At 35.1% G+C, this 24146-nt stretch carries 15 protein-coding genes; all 15 read left to right on the forward strand.

The window, feature by feature from the left end:
• Position 1 precedes the first annotated feature (1 nt).
• The 15 genes from ABXT06_RS02800 to ABXT06_RS02870 all read left to right on the forward strand — a co-directional run bounded on the left by ABXT06_RS02800 (position 2) and on the right by ABXT06_RS02870 (position 23929).
• Positions 2-1399: a TolC family protein gene (locus ABXT06_RS02800; protein WP_354589371.1), complete on the forward strand. Its 1398-nt coding sequence runs from the start codon at positions 2-4 to the stop codon at positions 1397-1399.
• Positions 1400-1628: 229 nt separating this feature from the next.
• Complete coding sequence (locus ABXT06_RS02805) at positions 1629-2432, forward strand: DUF2490 domain-containing protein (protein WP_354589372.1); 804 nt, start codon at positions 1629-1631, stop codon at positions 2430-2432.
• A gap of 165 nt (positions 2433-2597) precedes the next feature.
• Complete coding sequence (locus ABXT06_RS02810) at positions 2598-3830, forward strand: ROK family transcriptional regulator (protein WP_354589373.1); 1233 nt, start codon at positions 2598-2600, stop codon at positions 3828-3830.
• Between the two features lie 330 nt (positions 3831-4160).
• On the forward strand, positions 4161-7595 hold the full coding sequence (locus ABXT06_RS02815) for a SusC/RagA family TonB-linked outer membrane protein (protein ID WP_354589374.1): 3435 nt from the start codon (positions 4161-4163) through the stop codon (positions 7593-7595).
• A gap of 18 nt (positions 7596-7613) precedes the next feature.
• Positions 7614-9077 (forward strand): RagB/SusD family nutrient uptake outer membrane protein, encoded by a 1464-nt coding sequence (locus tag ABXT06_RS02820; RefSeq protein WP_354589375.1) that lies wholly within the window; start codon positions 7614-7616, stop codon positions 9075-9077.
• Between the two features lie 93 nt (positions 9078-9170).
• On the forward strand, positions 9171-10091 hold the full coding sequence (locus tag ABXT06_RS02825; protein WP_354589376.1) for a dihydrodipicolinate synthase family protein: 921 nt from the start codon (positions 9171-9173) through the stop codon (positions 10089-10091).
• A gap of 31 nt (positions 10092-10122) precedes the next feature.
• Entirely contained in the window at positions 10123-11283 is a 1161-nt protein-coding gene (locus ABXT06_RS02830) for a galactose oxidase (RefSeq protein WP_354589377.1), read from the forward strand.
• 115 nt (positions 11284-11398) lie between these two features.
• On the forward strand, positions 11399-12634 hold the full coding sequence (locus ABXT06_RS02835; RefSeq protein WP_354589378.1) for an MFS transporter: 1236 nt from the start codon (positions 11399-11401) through the stop codon (positions 12632-12634).
• Positions 12635-12756: 122 nt separating this feature from the next.
• Complete coding sequence (locus ABXT06_RS02840) at positions 12757-14862, forward strand: GDSL-type esterase/lipase family protein (RefSeq protein ID WP_354589379.1); 2106 nt, start codon at positions 12757-12759, stop codon at positions 14860-14862.
• A 115-nt stretch (positions 14863-14977) separates the two neighbouring features.
• Complete coding sequence (locus ABXT06_RS02845; protein WP_354589380.1) at positions 14978-16165, forward strand: AGE family epimerase/isomerase; 1188 nt, start codon at positions 14978-14980, stop codon at positions 16163-16165.
• A gap of 91 nt (positions 16166-16256) precedes the next feature.
• Entirely contained in the window at positions 16257-19454 is a 3198-nt protein-coding gene (locus ABXT06_RS02850) for a LamG-like jellyroll fold domain-containing protein (RefSeq protein WP_354589381.1), read from the forward strand.
• An 8-nt stretch (positions 19455-19462) separates the two neighbouring features.
• Positions 19463-20581, forward strand: a complete 1119-nt coding sequence (gene nagA, locus ABXT06_RS02855; RefSeq protein ID WP_354589382.1) for an N-acetylglucosamine-6-phosphate deacetylase — start codon at positions 19463-19465, stop codon at positions 20579-20581.
• Between the two features lie 20 nt (positions 20582-20601).
• Positions 20602-21519 carry a DMT family transporter gene (locus ABXT06_RS02860; protein ID WP_354589383.1) on the forward strand — a complete coding sequence of 306 codons (918 nt, stop codon included), beginning with the start codon at positions 20602-20604 and terminating at the stop codon, positions 21517-21519.
• A 176-nt stretch (positions 21520-21695) separates the two neighbouring features.
• On the forward strand, positions 21696-22910 hold the full coding sequence (locus tag ABXT06_RS02865) for a hypothetical protein (protein WP_354589384.1): 1215 nt from the start codon (positions 21696-21698) through the stop codon (positions 22908-22910).
• Entirely contained in the window at positions 22901-23929 is a 1029-nt protein-coding gene (locus tag ABXT06_RS02870) for an NHL repeat-containing protein (protein WP_354589385.1), read from the forward strand. The genes ABXT06_RS02865 and ABXT06_RS02870 overlap by 10 nt, the downstream gene beginning before the upstream one ends.
• Positions 23930-24146 lie beyond the last annotated feature (217 nt).

The following is a 24146-nucleotide window of genomic DNA, read 5'->3' on the forward strand; positions in this document are numbered from 1 at the left end:
AATGAGAAATCTTGTAAAATTGTTTTCTTTCTTATTTCTATTGAGTTTTTCTACATTGCAGAGCCAGAATTTTAATCAAGAGGAACTTACTTTTATCGAGTATTTGGGATATGTGAAAAAATATCATCCGCTGGTAAAACAAGCCAATCTTGAAGTGACAAATGCTCAAGCAAAATTAATGCTGGCTCGAGGTGGATTTGATCCAAAAATCGAAGTAGATTATAATAAGAAAGAATTTAAAGGCACAGAATATTATTCGTTATTAAACAGCAGTTTCAAAATTCCGACTTGGTACGGAATTGAAGTTAAAGCCGGTTTTGACGATACAGAGGGACAATATTACAACCCGCAGAACAAAACCCCAGAAGCAGGTTTAACTTCGTTAGGAATCAATGTTGCTTTGGGGCAGGGAATGTTCATTAACCAAAGAATGGCCGATGTTAGAGAAGGAAAACTTAACGTGAAACTAAGTGATGCTCAGAGAAAACTAAGGGCTATCGAGGTATTGTATCAGGCAAGTGAAGCTTATTTTGAATGGAGAAAAAGCTACAACGAGGCTGAATTGTATAAAAATTACTTAGGTTTTGCCAGCACTCGCTTTGAAGGTGTTAAAAAACTTATTGCAGCGGGAGATTCACCTGCAATTGACAGTGTTGAAGCTAAAATCACTGTACGAAACAGAGAGCTGAATGTTGAAAGCGGAAATTTAAAACTCGCAAAAGCAAAACTGAAATTGGCCAATTTTTTATGGATAGAAAATGTCCCTGTTGAATTGGGAGATTTAGTTAAACCAGAGCAGAATTTAATTCAGACCATAGAAGAGACTTTAAAAACAGATGCCATGATGGTCGATGTTGAATCATTAGATTCACACCCAAAAATTCAGTCTTTAGAAACTAAAATGAATATTCTAGAAGTCAATCGCCAGCTGAAAGCCAATTCGTTGCTTCCGAAAATAAATGTGGGTTATAACTACATTTCGGAACCAAATTACTGGAATAATTTCAACGCTGATGATTATAAGTTTAATATCGATTTCAGTTTTCCGATTTTCTTAAGAAAAGAACGCGGAAGCTTGAAAATGGCAAAACTTAAAATTCAGGATATGCAGTTTGATATCGGACAGCAGCGATTAGAATTAAAAAATAAAATCAAAGCGCAGCAGACTGAAATTGCTTCGTTAAGGAAACAAAAAGTCGTTATCGACAATTTGGTAAAAGATTATATGACGATGCTGAATTCAGAAGAGAAACTATTTTCTTTTGGGGAAAGTTCGATTTTCTTAATCAATTCAAGAGAAAACAATTTGGTTAGCGCTAAGCTTTCGCAAATAAGTTTAGAGAATCAGTTTTATCTGTCGAATGCCGAATTGTACAAAATATTGGCAAATCCAGATTAATTTAAAAAAAATATGTAGGCTGTACCAATCTGCATCATATTAATTTTCAGAATTTAAATTTAAAAAAAGCTTTAGATATTTTTCTAAAGCTTTTTTGTTTTGAAGAAATATATAAAAAGCGGTTTCATATTATAACATGAAACCGCTTTTTTTTAAAGTAAAAAACTTCTTTCTTTAAATTTGATAGACTTTCTTATTTCGAAGCCGTGTAATTTAATGTTGATGAATTATGAGTTTATTAAAAAAGAGTTTCCTTTTATTATGTTGCATCATCCTTTCTCAAGTTTTAAAAGCCCAAGACGCTCCTTACACAATGGGATTTATTCCGGCATCTATAAGCGAAGTTGATGTTGCGTTTCCTTTAATAGAAAAATGGCATTTGAGCGGTCAGGCAGATATGCAACTCGTTACGCAAGGCGCATACACAAATGGAAATCCTTTTGAATATACACAGCGTAAAGTAATAAGACCTTGGCTTATTTATTCAGGTTTTAAAAACATGAAACTTTGGTTGGGATATGCACACAATCAGAAATATGCAATAGAAGAAGCGGGAAATTATAAAACTTTAGAAAATAGACTAATTGTTATGGGAACTTATACGCAGGAAATGCCCAAAGGATCTCTTTTCGAACAAGTGCGTTTTGAAACTAAATTTTTTGATGATAGAAACGGCAATCATCAAACGATTCCCAGATTAAGAGCACGTTTTGGAGTCAATCATTATTTGAGACAAAGCAAAGAAAAGCCAATTTTTCTGGCACCAAATATTGGCTATTATACGGAATTGATGCTGAAATTTGCCTCTAAAGATTATGCCGAAGAACATTTTGATATTTTCAGATTATCGGTTTATTATACTGCTGGAATTACGCCAAACATTCACTTCTTGGCGGGCGTAATCGGTCAAATGCAATTACGCACAAACGGAACACAATTTGATGTTTACTACGGACCAATGGTTTCATTAAAATATAGTGTAAAACCAAAAGAGCGTGAAACATTTGACAGTGTCGACGGTGGTGCAGATTAGTATTTTTATGTTATTTGTTTTTCTTCCTTTTTATTTTCGGTTTTTTACCGGTCTTAATTTTTAAAAACTAGGCACAATATTTAAAATAATTTAATATTAAAGACTTGATTTTTATGTTGATTTAAAAAATAATTTAAATTTGTTGTGAACCAAACTAGGAAAGCAATGAGTTTAAAAGATTTATTAGATAATAGTAAAGACAAAAGTTTATCTGAACAAAAATGGCATTTACTTAGACAATCCATTGTAAAGCGTCTTTTGTCTGGCGGAAATTCTACTATTGCAGAATTAAGTACAGAATTACAATCCAGTGTTCCTACAGTTACAAAAGCAGTCAATGAGTTATTGGCCGAAGGTTATGTGATTGATTTAGGAAAAATAACCAATAGCGGTGGGAGAAGGCCTTCACTGTTTAGTATAAATCCGACCTGTGCCTACTTCTTGGGTGTTGAAGTTGGTCTAACCAGTATGTCTATTGGCCTTCAAAATATAAAGAACGAACTGGTAAGTATTGAACTAGGAACTTCTTTTGCTTTAGAAAATACACAAGAATCACTTCTCAAATTTTGTAATTTAATTAATTCCTTTATCGAAGACAGTTCTGTTGAAAAGAGAATGATTGTAGGGGTCTGCATCAACTTTTCTGGACGTATTAACTCGATGGAAGGTTTTAGTTATAATTATTTTTTTAGCGAAAATAGACCCTTAACAGAAATCATTTCAGAACAGTTGAATCTTCCTGTTCACTTAGAAAATGATACTCGTGCCATGGCTTTTGGCGAATATTGTGAAGGAGTTGTTGATGACGAACAAAACATCATTTTTGTCAATTACAGTTGGGGAGTTGCAATTGGAATGATTACAGATGGAAAACTTTATTACGGAAAATCAGGTTATTCGGGAGAGTTTGGGCATAGCACGATTTTTAATAATGAAATCATGTGTCAATGTGGAAAATTAGGCTGTTTGGAAACCGAAATCTCAGGTTGGTCTTTAATTAATCAATTTAAAGAGGCAATAAAAGATGGTAAGCAATCTAAAGTAGTCTTGGATGAAAATTCTCCTGTATTGCAGCATCATGCTATTATTTCTGGGGCTGTAAATTTAGAAGATACACTTTGCGTCGATCTTGTGACACAGCAAAGTGAAAAAATGGGACGTTACTTGTCTATCTTATTAAACATATTCAATCCTGATCTTTTAGTCATTGGAGGAGATTTCGCACAACTTGGCGATTATGCACTTCTGCCAATACAATCGGCTTTAAAAAAATATTCGCTTGGTTTAGTAAACCGCGATATGAAACTCAAGAAGTCTGCATTAGGGCGCCGAGCGGGCGTTATTGGTGCTTGCTGTGTGATCAAAGAAAAGCTATTATTTCCTTTGATTAATAATTGATTTAAAAAATAAAGTCATACTTATTAAAATAATTTAATAACTAACATTATTATTTTAAAATAATTTATATCTTTACAAAATAATAATAAATTGTTTAAAGAAAGTTTACATCTAATGTTTAACTATTAGATGTCAAAAAAAGAAAACTTTAGAATTAAGATTTGATGTTCAAAACCAAACTAACCATTTGGATAAAAATATTGTTTTTTGATCATAAAAAAAGCCAGTCAATGCTGTGAACATTGCTGGCTTGTTCTTCATAAGAACGGTGATTTAGGAATAAATAAATTGACCTTAACAAAGTTTTATTAACCAAACCATTACAAAAGTATGAAATTATTGCCTAAAAGTAAGCCTAAAAATTTTAGGTTTACTCCTAAACACGTAAAAGTTATTAAACTTACGTCTACGTTACTTTTAGCTTTTACTATGCAATTAGCATCTGCTAAAACAGAAAAAAGCGTTGTGTTTACGGACAAAAATGTAAAAAAGAACAATCCAGTTCAGAAGAAAGTTACTGGAAAGGTGACCAATGAAAAAGGAGAATCTCTTCCAGGTGTAAATATTGTGGCTAAAGGAACAAACGTAAGCACACAAACCGATTTTGACGGAAATTTTGCTTTTGAAGTTCCTGATAACGCTACCACTTTAATCGTAACATATATTGGATTACAAGATCAGGAAGTTGCTATTACAGGAAGTCCATTAAATATTGTCTTAAAAGAAATAGGACAGCAAATGAATGAGGTAATCGTAGTAGGATATGGAGCTCAAAACAGAAGAACTTTAAGTACAGCAGTTTCTAAATTAGATAAAAAAGTACTAGAAAATGTACCCTACTCAAACGTTACGCAGTCTTTACAAGGAAGCGTTACAGGTTTGGTGGTTAAAACTTCATCAGGACAGCCAGGAAAAGCTTCAAATGTAATTGTTCGTGGAGGTACTTCAATTGATAATCCATCGGGAGCAACTCCTTTATATATTGTTGATGGGGTTATCAGAAGTCAGATCGATGATATTAACTCTTTGGATATTGCTTCTCTTCAGGTACTTAAAGATGCTGCAGCAACTTCTATTTATGGTGCACGTGCCTCAAACGGTGTAATCATTGTCACTACAAATACTGGAAAGTCAGGAAAATTAAAAGTTACTTATAATGTTTCAACTCAAAACAGTAGAATTGGTAAAAAATACAATTTTATGGATGGAGGCGATTACATTAAAATGCAGCGACAAGGATTATACAATGCTGCAGAACTTGCTGGACTTTCTACAACAACGGGTATCGCGCGTTTAGGACAATTGACTGGTGCAACGCCTGCAGGGACAGGAAATAATCTAGAAAATAATACTCCGTTTGCTACTTTATTAAAATCTAATTTATCACCAGAAACTATAAGTACGCTTCAGGCAAAGGGTTGGCAGGAAATTGCAGATCCTTTAAATGCGAATAGTACGATTATGTATAAAAGCACCGATTGGAATGATATTTTGTTTCAGGATGCTATTACACAAAGTCACACACTTGGTTTTAGCGGAGGAACCGATACTGGCGTATTCGATTTGAGTTTAGGATATTTAAAAGGAGACGGGATTACGATATTTACTGGATACCAAAGGTTTACGAGTAAATTAAACGCTTCTTTAAAAGTTGCAGACAATTTTACAATTAACGGACGTGTTTTATTTTCAAAAGCAAGTAACAATCAGGTAGTTGCTAACAGTGTAGTCTTCAATAGATATTTAGGAAACTCACCAACTACAAAATTATATTTAGAAGACGGAACTTTAGCTCCAGGACAAAATAACATTAACGGAAATCCATTGTACCAGATGGGGAAAGTTAAAGGGAAAAATGAAAACGATAAGCTTCAGATGGGCGTAGATGGTGAATTAAGACTTGCAAAAGATTTTACTTTTACACCAGCCATTTCGTTATACAGTGAAAATGAAAATGACAATACTTTTCAGCAGGCATTCTTAAGCGGAAGCAGTGGTTTGGTTGATAATACTAGAACTGCAACAAGATTAAGCAATCAAACGTATCAAGTGCAATATGAAGGAGTTTTTGCTTATAAAAAAGGTTGGGATAATATTGGTGATTTTGATGCCAAATTAGGAGTTTCAAAATACGATAGAACGATTAAATATTTTAATGCCTCAGGAAAAGGTAGTCCTTCAGATTTAGCGCAGACTTTAGATTCATCTCCAATTCCGGTTTCGGTTTACAGCAACAATACCAAATTGGTTTTAAATAGTGTTTTCGGGCGTGTTAATTACGACTACAAAAATAGATATTTTGCAACGGCTTCTTTCCGTTATGACGGTTCTTCAAGTTTAGGGCCAGATAATCGATACGGTTTTTTTCCTGGAATTTCGGCAGGATGGAATATGCAGGAAGAGAAGTTCTGGGCCAATGCAATGCCAAAATTCTTTTCTTCTCTTAAACTTCGTGGAAGTTATGGCGTAAACGGAAACTTAGGGACTTTAGGTGATTTCCAAGCTGGAGGATTATATGCAGGAACTACAAACGGACTTCCAAATAGTTATAATGGACAATCGGCGATTATCAACTCTCAGATTGCAAACCCAGGATTGAAATGGGAACAATCTGAAACGATAAACGGTGGTTTTGATATCGGATTAAATGAAGATAAAATTAGAATCATTGGAGATTTCTACAACAAATTGACATCAGATTTATTGACGAATCTGACTTTGCCTTCAAATAGTGGTTTCTCTACGGTTTTAACCAATTTAGGAGGATTAAGAAGTAAAGGTTTTGAGCTGGAAGTACAGGCAAATGTTTACAATAAAAATGATTGGAAAGTAAATGTTGGAGCAAACGTTTCACACAATACCAATACAATCGAAAAACTTCCATTTAATGGAAATGGAAACAATAGAATCGGTGGAACAGAAATCTGGGATACAAAAAGCGGGAAATATGTTTATGTAGGAGGTTTGCAAGAAGGACAAAAAATTGGAAATTTCTACGCTCACAAACAGCTCTACATTCTTTCGACTCAAGCAGAAGCAGATGCATACAATGCAAAAGTTCATGATACATACGTAACTAAAACTGCTGCAAGCGGTGGTAATCCTGAAGGGAAAAAATTTGCAGGAGATGCAGTTTTTGAAGACACAGATAATAACGGAATCATTGATAGCCGAGACAGACAATATATGGGGAACATGTTCCCAACATTCGTAGGAGGTTTCAACTTTGATACTTCATACAAAGGTTTCTCATTAACTGTTAGAACAGATTACTCGTTAGGAGCAACAATTTACAACGAAGCAAGAGCGCGTTTCTTAGGACAGTTTCAGGGTAACTACGGATTATTGGCGGAAAGCGCACAAGCATGGCAAAAAGAAGGAGATATCACAGATGTTCCTCGCTACCGTTGGGCAGATCAGACAAACCAGAACAACTTATTCAGATCTGAAGCAAGTGGAGCGGCTTACAACACCAACATGTTCCAAGGTAACAGTCGTTACTATGAAAGCGGAGATTATTTATGCATAAGAGAAATTACGTTCAGTTATAGTTTCCCAAAAACACTTATCGAAAAAGCAAGTTTAACATCACTTCGTCTGTATGTTACAGGAAGTAATTTATACTACTTTACAAAATACAAAGGATTAAGTCCAGAGGTACAAGGTATTGACGGAGGATCTAGTTTAGGATTAAACGCAGCTGGTTCTACAGGAACTTACCCAGTGCCTAGAAACATTATTCTTGGTTTAAATATCAGTTTGTAAATTTTTAATTAAAAAATCATGAAAAAGAAATTTCTTTTATACACAATACTTTTTTCAAGTCTCGCTCTTTTTAATTCTTGTCAGGATGATTTAGAATTAACATCTGATAGTGTTATTACGGCCGATAGTTTCTGGAAAACAGAAGATGATGCCAAAGCAGGGGTAAACGGAATGTATGTTAACTTTAGAATCCAGACACAGCAAAATTATTATTTGCTAGGTGGAGCAAGAAGTGCCGAAATCACAGGAGGAGTTCAGTCTCCTTTAACATTGGCAAATTATTACAACAATAACCTTACGCCACAAAATATAGATGTAGATTGGGCTGGTTTATATACTGTAATTCATTCGGCAAATTTGGTTCTAAAATATGTACCGCAAATTACATTTAGTCCATCAACAGTAAAAGAACAGAAAAGATATATTGCTCAAGCGTACACGATGCGAGCGTTATGTTACTTCATTATGGCACGCTCGTGGGGAGGTGTGCCAATTGTAACAGAACCAACAGAAAATACCAATCAGTCGCAATATATAATTCCGCGAAATACGATCGAAGAAACATTTACATTTATAAAATCAGATATTGATCAGGCCATTGCCAATTTTCCCGATGCAAACAATAACAAAACGCAATTGGCTCTTCCATCTGTTTATGCTTTAAAAGCAGAAGTGAATTTATGGACAGCAAAACAATTAAACGGAGGAACAGCAGACTTAAATAATGCTTTGGCAGCAATAAATGCAATTCCGGGAACACCGACTTTAATGCCAAGTTTCAAAGATGTTTTTGCTTTTGATAAAAAAGGGAATGCTGAAGTGCTTTTTGCAGTTCGTTATTCATTAGCCGATTTAACGTCATCGTTATTAGATAACTGGAATCAGTTTATGTTTGTTGGGCCGAGTGATTTTGCACCATTAACATCAGCACAAGCAACAGCAGTTTTCGGTACATTAGGAACAGGTTCAGGAAATGCTGGTATTTCGAGAGTACAGCCAGACATTACAAGATTCAATTTTGCAGCTACAGATACAAGAAAAGACGCAACGTATTTAACTTTATATAACGGTACAACTCCAGTAGTTACAGGTTTGGTAAAATACAACGGAACTGTAGACGGAACAATCAGAAGATTTGTGAGTGATATCATTATTTACCGTTGGGCAGATATTTTATTAATGAAAGCAGAGATTAAAAACGCTTTAGGTCAGGATCCAACCACAGAAATGAATTTGGTAATGAAAAGAGCTGACGCATCGGTTTCATTTACAAATGATACTCCGGCAGCAAATGACGACGTAATTTTAAGAGAGCGTTTAAAAGAAATGGCCTTTGAAGGAAAATCATGGTGGGATATTGTTCGTTTTAATAAAACAAGTATAGTTCCATCAATGGCAGGAAAACCAGTGTTGTTTCCAATCTCTCAAAACACAATCAATTTCAATCCTAAAATCATTCAGAATCCTGGATATACGAATTAAAAAGAACAAAAAATAAATAAAACTAAAGTTTAAAATCAGGCTGGAAATGTGAAAATTTCCAGTCTGACAAAACTAAAATTAAAAACAAAAGTCATGAAAATCGAACATTTACAAGGTCTTATTTCTGCTCCATTTACTCCATTTGATGAGAGTGGAAAATTGGATGTGAGCCTGATTCCAGCTTACTATACTTTTCTAAAAAGAAATGGCGTAGCAGGTGCATTTATAATTGGTTCTACTGGCGAAGGGGTTTCTATGTCATTAGAAGAGAAAAAAACGGTTGCAAAAGCATGGGCAGACTGCTCCAATCATGATGCTGACTTTAAAGTAATGGTTTTCTTGGGTGGAACTTGCCTAACAGATTGTATCGAACTGGCAAAGTATTCGTATGAAATAGGTTTATATGCAGTTTCAATCACAGCTCCGTTTTACTTTAAACCTGGCAATGTAGATACACTTGCAGAAATCTGTATCAAAGTGGGAGAAAGCGTTCCAAACATGCCATTGTACTATTATCATATTCCTGTTTTAACAGGAGTTAATATTCCGATGTTTGACTTAGTGAGAGCTTTAAACGGAAAATTGCCAAATTTTGCTGGAGTGAAATATACGCATGAAGATTTTATGGATTTCCAAAGCTGTATGAGTTATGCTGATGGAAAATTTGATATGCTTTGGGGACGTGACGAAAATATGCTATCAGCATTGGTTTTAGGGGCAAAAGGCGCTGTTGGAAGTACTTTTAATTATGCTGCTCCATTGTACTACGATCTAATTGATGCTTTTAATAATAATGATTTAGCGAAAGCTAGAAAATTACAGCAGAAGTCAATTGATATGATTCGTTTCTTAGGAAAGTATGGCGGAATTTCAGTTGGAAAAGCCTACATGAAATTGGTTGGACATAATTTAGGCGAATTCAGATTGCCAGTCAAAAACATGAGTGCAGCACAATTTGAATTGTTCAAAAAAGATGTTGAAGGTTTAAATTTCGACGGCTTTAAATCAAAATAATACGTTTCGTTTTCGGCTAAAACAAACAACTATGAATCGATTTTTTTCTTTCTCAATCCTTACTATTTCAATTATGTCAGCAACAGTTGGTCTTTCGCAACAAAAAAATATTTCAAAAATAGAATGGCAAAAAGCAGCACAGCTTCAAAATGCTGATGGTAGTATTTCATTGGGTTTTGCAGGACCAATCAATGGTATAAATAATGATGTTCTGATTGTTGCCGGAGGAGCCAATTTTCAAGATAAAATGCCTTGGGAAGGAGGGAAGAAACATTATTCAAAAGAAATTCATGTTTTAGAAAAAAGCGATAAAACCTTTCATTGGAATAAAAAATCAATAGCAGAATTACCAGAACCAATTGCGTATTGCGGAAATGTTTCAACCAGTTTAGGAATTGTTTATGTAGGCGGCGAAAATGAAAATGGTTTATCAAACAAAGCACATATTTTAAATTGGAATTTTGGTAAAAATGAAATCGAAATAAAAGCATTACCCGATTTTCCAATCAAAATAACCAATACAGCTCTTGTAAATATAAGCAATGTAGTATATGCAATTGGCGGTGACGAAGCGACAAAAAGTTCTGATTTGGTTTTTAGTATAGATTTAAATAAAACAAAATTAGAATGGAAATCAGAACCAAAATTGCCTTTTGCATTAGCAAATTCGGTAGCAGTGGTTCAGAATGAAGTCATTTATGTAATTGGAGGAAGAACCAAAACAGCTTCTGGAATAAGCGATTTGCACAACACAACATTAGCTTTCAACCTGAAAAAACAAATTTGGGAAACTAAAGCAGTTATAACAGATGGAAACAAAACAACCAATTTTTCAGCAGGAGCAGGAGTCGCTTTTGGGAAACACAGTATCATTATTACGGGAGGAGATAACGGAGAAACATTTCATAAAATAGAAACCTATTTATCTCAAATTTCAAAGACAGCTTCAGAAGAAGAAAAGGCAAAATTAATTGCCGAAAAAAATATCTTAAATACAACACATCAAGGATTTTACAATGCTATTTTATTGTACGATACTTTAAAAAATAAATGGTCAAAAATTGGTGAACTGCCATTTTTGGCTCATGTTACAACAACAGCAGTGCTTTGGAACGATAAAATTGTTTTATCAAATGGAGAAATAAAACCTGGTATTCGCACACCAGATATTATGATTGGAACTGTAGAATAAAAATAAAAATCTAAGTTAATTAAGTTAAGTTGCTTAGAAACCTGATAGGTTTTTAAAACCTGTCAGGTTTAATTAAAGATTGCTAATAAAAAACCAAAAATCAACCAAAACCAAAATGAAAAACTCTAAATATTATCCTTGGCTCGTAGTCGCGTTACTTTGGATTGTAGCTTTATTAAACTACATGGACAGGCAGATGCTCGCAACCATGAGACCATCAATGGAAAATGATATTCCGGAACTAGTTTCCGGTGAAAATTTTGGACGTTTGATGGCTGTTTTCCTTTGGATTTATGCTTTGATGAGCCCAGTGTCTGGAATTATCGCTGATAAATTAAATAGAAAATGGCTGATTATCGGGAGTTTATTCGTTTGGTCTGCCGTAACGTATGCAATGGGATATGCTAAAACTTACGATGAGATTTATTGGTTAAGAGCCATTATGGGCGTGAGCGAAGCTTTATACATTCCAGCAGGATTGTCTTTAATTGCCGATTATCATCAGCAGAAAACAAGATCGCTTGCCATTGGTATTCACATGACGGGACTTTATGTAGGTTCGGCTTTAGGCGGTTTTGGAGCCACAATTGCAGCACGCTATTCTTGGCATTCGACTTTTCATCATTTCGGAATTATTGGAGTAATTTATTCGGTTATTTTGGTTTTCTTTTTGTACGAGAAAAAGACAAAGGTTTTTGATCCTGAATTTAACAAAACCCATGCAAAAGCTCCTTTACTAAAAGGTCTGGCGATACTATTTACCAATATTTCTTTTTGGGTAATTCTGTTCTATTTTGCCATTATAAGTTTACCGGGATGGGCAACTAAAAACTGGCTTCCAACGCTGTTCTCGGATAATTTAGGAATTTCTATGGATCAGGCTGGACCTTTGGCAACCATTACAATTTCATTTTCTTCTTTATTGGGAGTTGTATTTGGCGGAATTTTATCTGACAAATGGGTGCAGAAAAATATAAAAGGAAGAATTTATACCAGCGCGATTGGTTTAAGCTTGACCATTCCCGCGCTATTATTGATCGGATTTGGGCATTCCTTGTTTCACGTGGTTGGCGCAGTTCTGTGTTTTGGTATAGGATACGGAATGTTTGATGCAAATAATATGCCCATAATCTGTCAATTTGTTTCTTCAAAATATCGAGCGACGGCCTATGGTATTTTAAATATGACGGGGGTTGGCTGTGGCGCATTGGTCACCTCCTTGTTAGGGAAATCAGCCGATGCTGGCAACTTGGGTTATGGTTTTTCTTTGATGGCCGGTATCGTCCTGATTGCCCTTATCACGCAAATTAGCTTTTTGCGTCCAAAAGTAAATGATTTCGAAGGAGCTTAAGTCAAAGTAGCCTTTTTTTAAAATTAAATTGTTAGTTGCTTTTTTGGTTTTATAAGCCCGGGCGGAGCTATGCCGTTTCGCTCGGCTCATAACACCTCAATTTTAGTACGATGTAAAGAAGAATGAGAACACAAAAACGAAATTTACTACTGCTTATAACAGCATTCATTTTCCTATTTAATTTTGGGATGAATGCGCAGCAGGCTGCTATAAAAGTAGCTTGTATCGGAGATTCTGTTACGGCTGGCTATCTTTTAGCCAATCCGAAATCAGAATCGTATCCTTCGCAATTGCAGATTTTGATGGGAAGTCAATATGAAGTAAAAAATTTTGGTTACAGCGGTGCAACTCTTTTAAAAAAAGGAAGCAAACCTTATTATAAAACTAAAGAATGCTCTGATGCCATTGCGTATCAGCCGGATATTGCGATTATCCATTTGGGACTAAATGATACCGATCCGAGAAATTGGCCGAATTACGAAGACGATTTTAATGCCGATTATTTTTGGTTGATTGATTCATTAAGAAAAGAGAACCCGAAGGTGAAAATTTACATTTGTAGAATGACTCCGATTTTCAATGAACATCCTCGTTTTAAATCGGGAACTAGAGATTGGTTCTGGCAGATTCAGGAGCATATTAGCGACATTGCAAAAGCAAATAAAGTTCATTTGATTGATCTTCACGAAAAATTATACCATCGTCCAGACCTTTTCCCAGATGCTTTACATCCAACAAAAGAAGGAGCAAAGATTTTAGCACAAACGGTTTACGAGAATGTTGCGCAAGATTTTGGAGGATTGAAATTGCCTGCTGTTTTTACTAATAATATGGTTTTGCAACGAAATCAACCAATTGTCATTTATGGAAAAGCAAATGGAGGAGAAAAAGTGGAAGTGAGTTTTGATAATCAAAAAACAACAGTTTCTGCAAATGAATACGGAAAATGGAAAGCTGTTTTTCCTGCCATGAAATCGGGAGAAATACAGCAGATTTCGATTTCAACTTCGAGTAAAAATATTGTTTTAAAGAACATTTTAATTGGAGATGTGTGGTTTTGTTCGGGACAATCGAATATGGCATTTCCATTAAAAAAAGCAGAAAACGGAATTTCCGAATTAAAAAAAGCTGCCTCAAATACAAAACTTCGATTATTCAATTTTGAAGTCATTCAGGAAACCGATGAAAAAGCTTGGGATTCTCTCACTTTAGAGAAAACAAATCAATTAAAATACTTTTCAGGAAACTGGAAAATCTGTGATTCGATAAGTGCCAAAGATTTTTCGGCAGTGGCGTATTATTTTGGAGAAAATATTATTCAGGAAGAAAATGTGCCAATTGGTTTAATTCAAGTTGCAGTTGGCGGTTCTCCAATTGAATCTTGGATCGATCGATATACTTTAGAACACGACGATAAAGTTGTAGACGTAATGACTAACTGGAGAAAATCTGATTTTCTAATGCCTTGGGTTCGATCTCGTGCAGACGAAAATTTAAAAAATGCTGTAAACCCAAAACAGCGACATCCTTATGGACCTTGTTACAATTACGAAGCAGGAGTTTCTCAATTTACCGATTTTTCAATTAAAGGAATTTTATGGTATCAAGGCGAAAGTAACGCACATAATATCGAATTATACGAACATTCATTACCAGAATTGGTTAAAAGCTGGCGGAAAGCGTGGGGAATTTCATTACCGTTTTATTTTGTGCAGCTTTCAAGCATAAACCGCCCGTCTTGGGCATTGTTTAGAGATGCACAAAATAGAATTCAGAAAAAGATTCCAAATAGTGCGATGGCAGTCAGTATGGATTTTGGCGACGAAACTAATGTCCATCCGATAAAAAAAGAACCCATCGGAGATCGCTTGGCATTGCTGGCTTTAAAATATACGTACGGAAAAAAGATAACTGCCGAAGGGCCAATACCAATAAAAGCCACTCAAAAAGGAGATGTTGTTCTAGTTTCTTTTTCAAATGCCAAACAATTATTTACAGCAGATAAAAAAGAGGTAATCGGATTTGAATTAGTAACTGATAAAGGAATTCGGATTGAAAGTAAAGCTGCAATTGTAAAAGATCATGTGGAGATTAGCATTCCGAACGACCAGAAAATAAAAGAAATTTTATACGCCTACAAACCTTTCACGACAGCAAATCTAGTAAACGAAGCCAATCTTCCATGTTCTACTTTTAGGCTAGAATTGGATTCTGTGCACCAAAACTAGAAAGCATCTCACACTATATTTTTTCTTTAGATGAACTGAATTTACATCTAAAGCGATTTCACCTATCAACATAACAAAGCCTGAATTGAATTTCAGGTGTAAAAACATATATAAAATGAGCTATTCAAAAACTGATTTAATAGAATTAAAAGAGTTTTATCAGAACCAATTATTAAATAATACAGTTCCATTTTGGTTTCCGCGTTCCATAGATACTGAGCATGGTGGTTACTTACTGATGCGGAACCAAACTGGAGACTTAATAGATACTGATAAGTCAGTTTGGTTTCAAGGGCGTACTTCTTGGCTACTATCTACACTTTACAATACAATAGAGCCCAAACAAGAATGGCTTGATGGTGCAAAATCTGGAATCGATTTTATAAACGAACATTGTTTTGATACAGATGGACGTATGTTTTTTCATGTCACACAAGATGGAAGTCCGATACGTAAACGCCGTTATTATTTTTCTGAAACTTTTGCAGTAATTGCTTTGAGTGCTTACGCAAAAGCGAGCGGAGATGAAGCAACCGCAGAACAAGCACGTCATCTTTTTGGAGAATGTATCAAATATACCACAACTCCAGGTTTGTTAGAGCCAAAATATACCAATGTAAGACCTTCAAAAGGAATTGGTTCGCCAATGATTATGATCAATACTGCACAACAATTAAGAGAAAATATTGGTGACCCTCGTTGTGATGAATGGATTATGAAATGGATAGCCGAAATAGAAAATGATTTCGTAAAACACGATATAAAATGTGTGATGGAACAAGTCGCTCCAGATGGTTCTATAATTGATCATATTGACGGAAGAACATTAAATCCGGGACATGCTATAGAAGGCGCGTGGTTTATTCTGCATGAAGCAAAATACAGAAACAACGATCCGCATTTAATTGAATTAGGCTGTAAAATGCTCGATTATATGTGGGAACGTGGCTGGGACAAAGAACACGGAGGAATTCTATATTTCCTTGATGTTTACGGAAATCCTGTTCAGGAATATTGGCAGGATATGAAGTTCTGGTGGCCACATAATGAAGTGATTATTGCAACCTTATTGGCTTATACCATGACAGGAAATGAGAAATATGCGAAATGGCATAAAATGATTCACGATTACTCTTACAGTAAATTTCATGATAAAGAAAATGGCGAATGGTTTGGCTATTTGCACAGAGATGGCAGCGTAGCACAAACGGCAAAAGGGAATCTTTATAAAGGGCCGTTTCATTTGCCAAGACAAGAGTGGTATTGTACTCAAATATTACAGGAATATCTAGAAAACAATTAAAATCCGTTTCTCCTGATTATCCGCCGATCCATCAAGTTTTTAGATCCTATTTTTTGCTTATTAACCAATTTATAACCAAATATTAAAAACTATGAAAAATGTATTACTCTATTTTTGTTTGTGTTTGATGTGTTTATGCAGTATAAATGCAAAAGCACAAAGCGGTAAGGTTTTAAACCTTGATGGAACTTCGGCTTATATGACAGTAGCGGATCATCCTGATTTAGATTTTGGCTCCGGTCAGAATAAAACCATTACCTGTTGGATTAAAACCACAACCAATACTGGAACTCCAAGAATCTTTGCCAAAAGAAACGGAACATCTGGAAACGGTTATGAATTTTGGACAGGAAACGGAACCAATGCCGGAAAATTTGCCATGAATGCAAGCGGAACAGGAACTCCAGCAAATATTAGTACTGCAGGATATTCTGCTAATTCGATTGCTGACGGAACCTGGCATCATGTTGCTTTGGTTATTGATGCTTCGAGTAACCGAACGATTTATGGTTATCTAGATGGTGTTTTGGCCAATACAGGAAAAGCATTTACTTCTGTAATTTCTGATTTTTCTAATGCTGTAAACTTTGTAATCGGAGCAACTTCAGACGCTTCAAACAGTTTCAAATGGGCAGGACAAATCGATAATGTCCGAATTTGGAATAAAGCCATGACCGCAGCAGAATTACAGGCAGATATGACAGCAGTTGTGAATGCGCCAACTACAGACCTTTTAGCAGCATGGAATTTTGAAAACATAACGGGAACTTCAGTTCCAGATGTTTCGGGAAATAACCATACGGGAACTCTGGTTGGAACATTTACATTTTCAAATGCTTTTCCGATGGTTTTAAATTTAGATGGAATAAATGATTATATGCTAGTTGCGAATCATAACGATTTTAATTTAGCAGCAGGACAAAATTTAACTATAACCTGCAAAATCAAAACAACAGATTTTGGAAAACGTATTTTAAGCAAACGTCCAAATGGATCAGGAATTGGATATGAATTTATCAATAATACTTCGGCAGGAGGAGGACAGTTTGGAGTGAATTTAACAACAAGCGCAGGAGCGGCAGGACCTCCTTACGGAACTTCAAACATCGCCAATAATGTATGGCATCATTTAGCAATGGTGGTAGATGTTGCTACAACAAGCTGTAAAATTTATGTCGACGGAGTTTTACAGCAAACTAAAACATCCACAAATATTGGAGGAACCAATACGGTTTCCAATACTGGAGATTTATTTTTTGGAACTTTAAGCAATTTTGCCTCATACATGAATGCGCAAATCGACGATATTCGTTTTTGGAGTAAAGCCATGACAGCAGCCGAAGTTGTAACAGACAAAACAGCCGTAATTGTAGGAACAGAAAGTGGTTTAATTGCAGCTTGGGATTTTGAAAATATAAGCGGTACAACAGTACCAGACATTACAGGAAATAATCATCCTGGTACTTTAATGAATGGAGCATCAGTAATTGCACAGACAAACGAAATGCAGATTAATTCGATTTCATTAGTACAAAGCGAATTGCCAACAGGTTTAAGTGATACAGATCAGCGAATTATAGCGGTAAAAGCTTCTGTTTCGGGCAATTTAACTCCATTGACTGTGAGTGCTTTAAAGTTTACGATGACAGGAACTACGAATATTTCAGATGTTACGAATATTAAAATTTATTCGAGTGGCAGTACATCGATTTTCAATCCGACAACGGCGACTTTGTTTGCAACAGTTTCTCCGTCAACCGGAAATCTTACTGCGAATGGCTCAAAAGCATTAGTTTCTGGAGATAATTATTTTTGGATTACTTATGATGTTTCAGCCAGCGCAACAGAAGGAAATTTATTAGATGCAACTTGTGAATCAATAATTGCAAATGGAGTTACCTACAATACAACATCCAATACAATAGCAGGAAATAGAGTGATTTTATTAGCCAATACACTTTTGTTTACTCCTGGCGATGCAGGTTCAGCAAGTTATCGCATTCCAGCAATTATCACTGCTGCCGATGGTTCGCTGGTAACGGTAACCGATAAAAGATGGAATGGAGCAGGCGATTTAGCGGCGAAAATAGACCCTGTTGTGCGAAGAAGTACAGATAATGGAAAAACTTGGTCTTCCCCGATTACAATTGCCAATTTTGGGTCGGCAACAGGAGCAGGAGATGCAGCTTTGGTTTTAGACAAAACGACTGGCGAATTACTGTGTTTAGTTTCGGCTGAAAAAGGTTTTTTTGCTTCAACAAACGCAGCACCGGCAAAAGTTTTGGTTATTCACAGTACCGATAACGGAGTGACTTGGGGAACACCAGTCGATATTACTAGTCAGATTTACGGACCAAACCCAAATTGGAAAGGGTTATTTGTGGCTTCAGGAAGAGCACACCAATTGCGTGATGGAAAATTAGTTGCGGCAATTGCTGTTAGAGAAAATGTTTCAGGAACAGAACGCATTAGCAATTATATGATTACAAGTGCCGATCATGGTGTTACTTGGACAACTTCTACAGGAAGAGCTGAAATAGATGGTGATGAAGCCAAAGTTGTAGAGTTGAACAATGGCAATATCATGATGAGCATAAGAAATCTTGGAACACGTCGTTTTAATATTTCAACAGATAAAGGTGCAACGTGGGGAACAGCTTATAATCAAACGAGCATAACAGATCCAAATTGTGATGGCGATTTTATTCGTTATACTTCTACGCTTGACGGTTATGATAAAAACAGATTATTGCATTCGATTCCGTTTTCTGGCAGCCGTAAAAATGTGAGCGTACAAATGAGTACCGACGAAGGAACAACTTGGAGCTCACCAAAAACTATTTTTGCAGGAGCATCGGCTTATTCCAGTTTAACGATCTTGCCAGACGGAACAATCGGAATTTATTATGAAAATGGAGAAAGTTCAACTTATCAAATGTATTTTGTGCGTTTCAGTTTAAACTGGCTGACAAATGGAGCTGATACTTTTTTGCCTCTATCAAATTTATCAGCGAAAAAAGTAGGAGAAACTGTAATTGAAAATCAGAATTTTGGAATTGAAATAAGTCCGAATCCAGTTATTGATTTGGTGAAAATTAAATTTAATAATGCAGAGGGAATTGCAAACATTAAATTATTTGATTTATCTGGAAAATTAATCCGATCTAGCTCTGTAAATTTGAACGAAAAAGAAATTTCATTTTCATTAGCAGATCAGCCGCAGGGCATTTATCTAGTAAATGTAAATGATTCAAAGACTTCAATTAGCAGTAAAATTATAAAGAAATAAATTAAAACATGAAACAAGCTATTGTAAATGCTGTTGTGCATACAGGCGATGAAATAATTGAAAATGGAGTTGTGATTATAGAAAACGGAAAAATTATTTCGGTGCAAAAAGAAGTTCCAAATGATGTTGAAAAAATTGATTTGGGAGGAGACCATCTTTCGGCAGGATTTATAGATATTCAGATCAATGGGGGAGAAAGACTTTATTTCAGTCAAACTCCAAACGAGGAAACCATTCAGGATATTTATGATGCAAGTCTGAAATACGGTACAACGCATGTTTTACCTTGTTTGATATCTTCTTCAAGAGAAACCATTTTAGAAGGAATTGAAGCGGTTCGCGCTTACATGAAAAAGCACAATAATGGCGTTATCGGTATGCATTTGGAAGGACCATTTTTAAATCCGTTAAGACGCGGCGCGCACAGCATTGATCAGGTTAGAAAACCGACCGATGAAGAACTGGATGAAATTATCGAAAAAGGAAAAGATATCATCAAAGTAATTACAATCGCTCCAGAATGTTTTACAGAAGAACAATTAAATAAATTGATTGAAAGCGGTATTACCATTTCAATCGGGCATTCAACCATTTCGCACAAAGAAGCGCAACCTTATTTTGCAAAAGGAATCAATCTGGTAACACATTTGTTTAATGCCATGACACAGTTTGGACATCGCGAGCCAGGTTTGGTCGGAGCTGTTTTTGAAAACGAAAATGTCTACGCTCCTGTTATTTTAGATGGCGCACATTGTGATTATGCCGCGGCAAGAGTGGCGTACAAATTAAAAAAAGACAAATTCTTTCTTATAAGTGATGCTACTTTTTTAGGGCGAAAAGTAGCCAATTTTAAATGGGATAATTTTGATGCTCATTTAGAAAATGGTTTTTACAGAAATGAAGATGGCAATCTGGCGGGAGCTACAATATCTATGGCAGAAGCAGTGCAAAATGCTTACAATCATCTGAATGTTTCGGCTGATGAAGCAATAAAAATGGCTTCTACAAGAGTCGCTTCTGCTATTGGCATGCAAGATAGAGTTGGAAAAATTAAATCGGGTTTTCCTGCCAGTTTTGTCAAATTCAATGCTGATTTAAGCGAAATAAAAACACTTAATTTCTCTTAAACAGACTCATTTATTTTATAATGATTAAAGAAAAAAAGCTTCCAATTTTAAGTCGATTAAAAGAATGGAAAATCATTTTTACTGGAATAATTTTCGCCTTTTTGTGGGCATCTGCTTCAACAGCCACAAAAATCGGATTGCATTCTGCACAGCCTTTCGTGATTTCTATTTTTAGATTTTTAATTGCTGGAGTTACTATGCTTGTTGTTTCACATTTTATAATGGCAAAACGGCTTCCTCAAAAAAAAGAGTGGATTCAGATCAGTATTTATGGTCTGCTGAATATCACTTTTTATTTAGGACTGTATGTTATTGCCATGCAAAAAGTATCCGCAGGTTTAGGGAGTTTAGCAGTGGCGACTAATCCGGTTTTTATCGTTTTGATTTCTGCAGTTTGGTTATCTCATAAAATCAATTTTAAAAGTATAATCAGTTTAGTGCTTTGTTTTACAGGTGTTTTTTTAGCGGCCTATCCTTTATTACAAAGCAGCTTTGCAACTCCCAGCGGAATACTTATTTTAATTGTCAGTATGATTGCCTATTCATTAGGAACAATTTATTATTCTAGACAAGAATGGAACGGATTATACATTTTAACAATCAACGGATGGCAGACCATAATTGGCGCCGTATTTCTGCTTCCTGCTTTGGTACTGACTTACAAATCAGATAAAAATACTTTTAATGCAGATTTTTGGTTTTCGACAACATGGTTGGCAATTGCAGTTTCTATTGGGGCTATTCAATTTTGGCTGTACCTTTTAAAAATTAATCCCATAAAAGCTTCATACTGGCTTTTTCTATGCCCAATATTTGGATTCTTAATTGCCTTTTTTGCTGTCGCTGAGCCATTAACTTTGTATACATTTTTAGGGATTATTTTTGTTTTAGTAGGATTATATATCAATCTTTTTGCAAAAAAAAATAAAATTAATTGACTATGATTGACGTATATAATCATTTAGAATACTAATCATTAAATGTTTTTATTTATTACAAAAAACTATTTTTAGTATATTTTAAAATCATACTTTTCTTTCAATTAGCTTGTATTTAAGAATCATATTTATAGTTTTGCACCATATTTTTAACCCCAAACCTACTTTACTTACTGATGAGAAAAAACACTCACTTTTTTGTATTTGCCCTATTGGCAAGTATCATTTTTGGCTGTAGTGACGATGGAGATTCGTACAAGCCAAATTATCTGCAAAGTATCGATGCCACAACTTTGCCTGCAGAGAATAAACCAATGACCATGTTTGAAGATAATGAAGATCCTTCAATTATGTACAATAAAGCAGATCGCTGGTTTCGAGTAAACGAACCGCTTCAAGTTATTCAAAAAGGAAAAGATTCTGTACAGATTTCTTTGTATTCTCCAGTCGGACTTACAAATGTGAAAATCTATGCAAAACTGCCAAACTACGATAAAAAATTTGTGCTTTACACTTTTTCTAAAATCCCAGCTTTTCATCGTTCATTTCATAAAATTCCTTTGACGGAACAGAAAAATGATTATCTGTTAGAAACAGGAAGTACAGTAACGATAGATAAAATTGAAGGATTTTCTTCTGGAGCTATTCAGTTCTCAGTTGAATCGGATGATCCTTTATTTCAAAAATTCAAAAAAATAAAATCAAATCATTTAGTTCAGTTTCATGATGGTTACCACCTTAATGAATTGGGTAAATATCTTCCAATGAATCCTGCTTTGGCAAAAGAAGCGATTACAATGATTATCAACTATTCTTATGCGTTGAGCCATCCATTGTATTACAGCACATTCACCAATTTTGATAAATACAAACAGGAACAGGCTGCAGCAGCAGGAACAGGCGTAAACGGTGCTTTAAACTGGCACGGAAATGCAGAAGATAAAGACGGTGTTTACGATTATTATTCTAAAGAGGAAATTGAAAAAATATACTGGAATTATTTAGATAAAAGAACCGTTTGGATGGCAATGGTTGGAGGAGATTCTGCTTGGGGCGGAGGAAATCTAGCGTCGCAATGGGAATCTGGCTACGTAACAGGACATTGGGTTGGAGAAATGTCGGTTTGGTCGCATGAATACTCACATCATATTGGTTTTAGCCACAGCAGTAATTTAGCAAATAGCGGAGAAGGCGGTGGCCAGCAGGAAATGCTGACAGATTTTTATAAGTATTTAATTCATCTGAATGATCTTCCTTTTACAGATCCAGACGTTTTGAAGACGTATGCGAAGACAAATTACGTAAGCGGAAATTATAAAAAACCAGTGTTTAAAATTAATCCGAAAAATCCATTTTTAGTCAAATATAAAGGCGAAGGAAAATGGAATTAAAGTATAAAACAACAATGAAACATATTTTGCCCCTGATATTTGCTCTTTGCTTTTTTACCAATTGCAGTAAAGATGACAATGAAACCAAAGATTATAGCTACTATTATCCAACAGATGAAGCTTCGATTACAGCGGAAAACATTCCAGGAAGCACAGAAGCATTTGACCCAAAAGGAATAGCAGTTTCAAACGAAAAATTGTACGTTATTAACGGAAATGTTTTAGAAATTTTTAATGCTTTGACATTACAGCATATCAAAACAATTAAAGAATATACAAAAGGTACAACTACGATTCCGCTTACAAGCCTGACTTCTGTTGCTGTTGACAATGGACGCATCTATGTTGGAAGTACAGAATCTAGATTATTTGTTTTTGATGAAACTACCAATGCAGGAATAAGTACGGTTGGAAATGGACAATGGTGGCAGACTTTTGTACACGTTTTTGGCGTTGTGGTAAAAGACGGATTGATATTCGTTAAAGAAAAAGAAAAAAGCATCAAAGTATTTGAAACTTCTCAGATTACCGAGACTAGCAACTGGAATTTAGAGCCTATTGCTAAATTAAATACTTTAAACGGCTACACAGAAGTATATTCTATGGATGTTTATGGCGGAAACCTTGTGGTAGCAGGAAGGGATGCAAAAAGTTATTTGTTCTATAGTATTGCCAACATTAAAGCAAACGCTAAAAACTCATTGACAACTCCAATTGAGCCAGAAAAAGTGCAGTTTGTGGACATAAAACCAATTGCAGTTTCTTTCAGTAAAGATTGGGCTGTGACTTCAGAAAGTGAAGGAAACACATCATATTTAAGACTGTATCCAAAAGAAGAATTTATCAGAAAGAATTACAAAGCGGTTTTAAATGCATCAGATATTTTTGGTCAGAATAAATTCGGAACTATTTTAGCGACTGCACAGCTTGATGATCGTATTTTCTTATCTGATAATACAAATAAGAAAATTAGAATTGTAAAACTGAATAAATCGACAATCGCAGAACAGAACAACTAGTTTTTTAAATTCAATAATTAAAAATCCAAATTCTAAACTAAATTGGAATTTGGATTTTTTTGTTTGATTTCTAAATAGCCTATTAGATTGATAGGTTAATAAAAGTTTTAAGGATTTATAGCTATAAATTGAAAATAACTATTTAAATTTGCACCCGCTATGAAGAAAGATAACCAGAAAATGAATAATTATTATCGTTGCAGCATGATGTGCTGTG

The sequence above is a fragment of the Flavobacterium sp. UW10123 genome, from assembly GCF_040538975.1.
In the GTDB taxonomy this organism is placed as follows: Bacteria; Bacteroidota; Bacteroidia; order Flavobacteriales; family Flavobacteriaceae; genus Flavobacterium.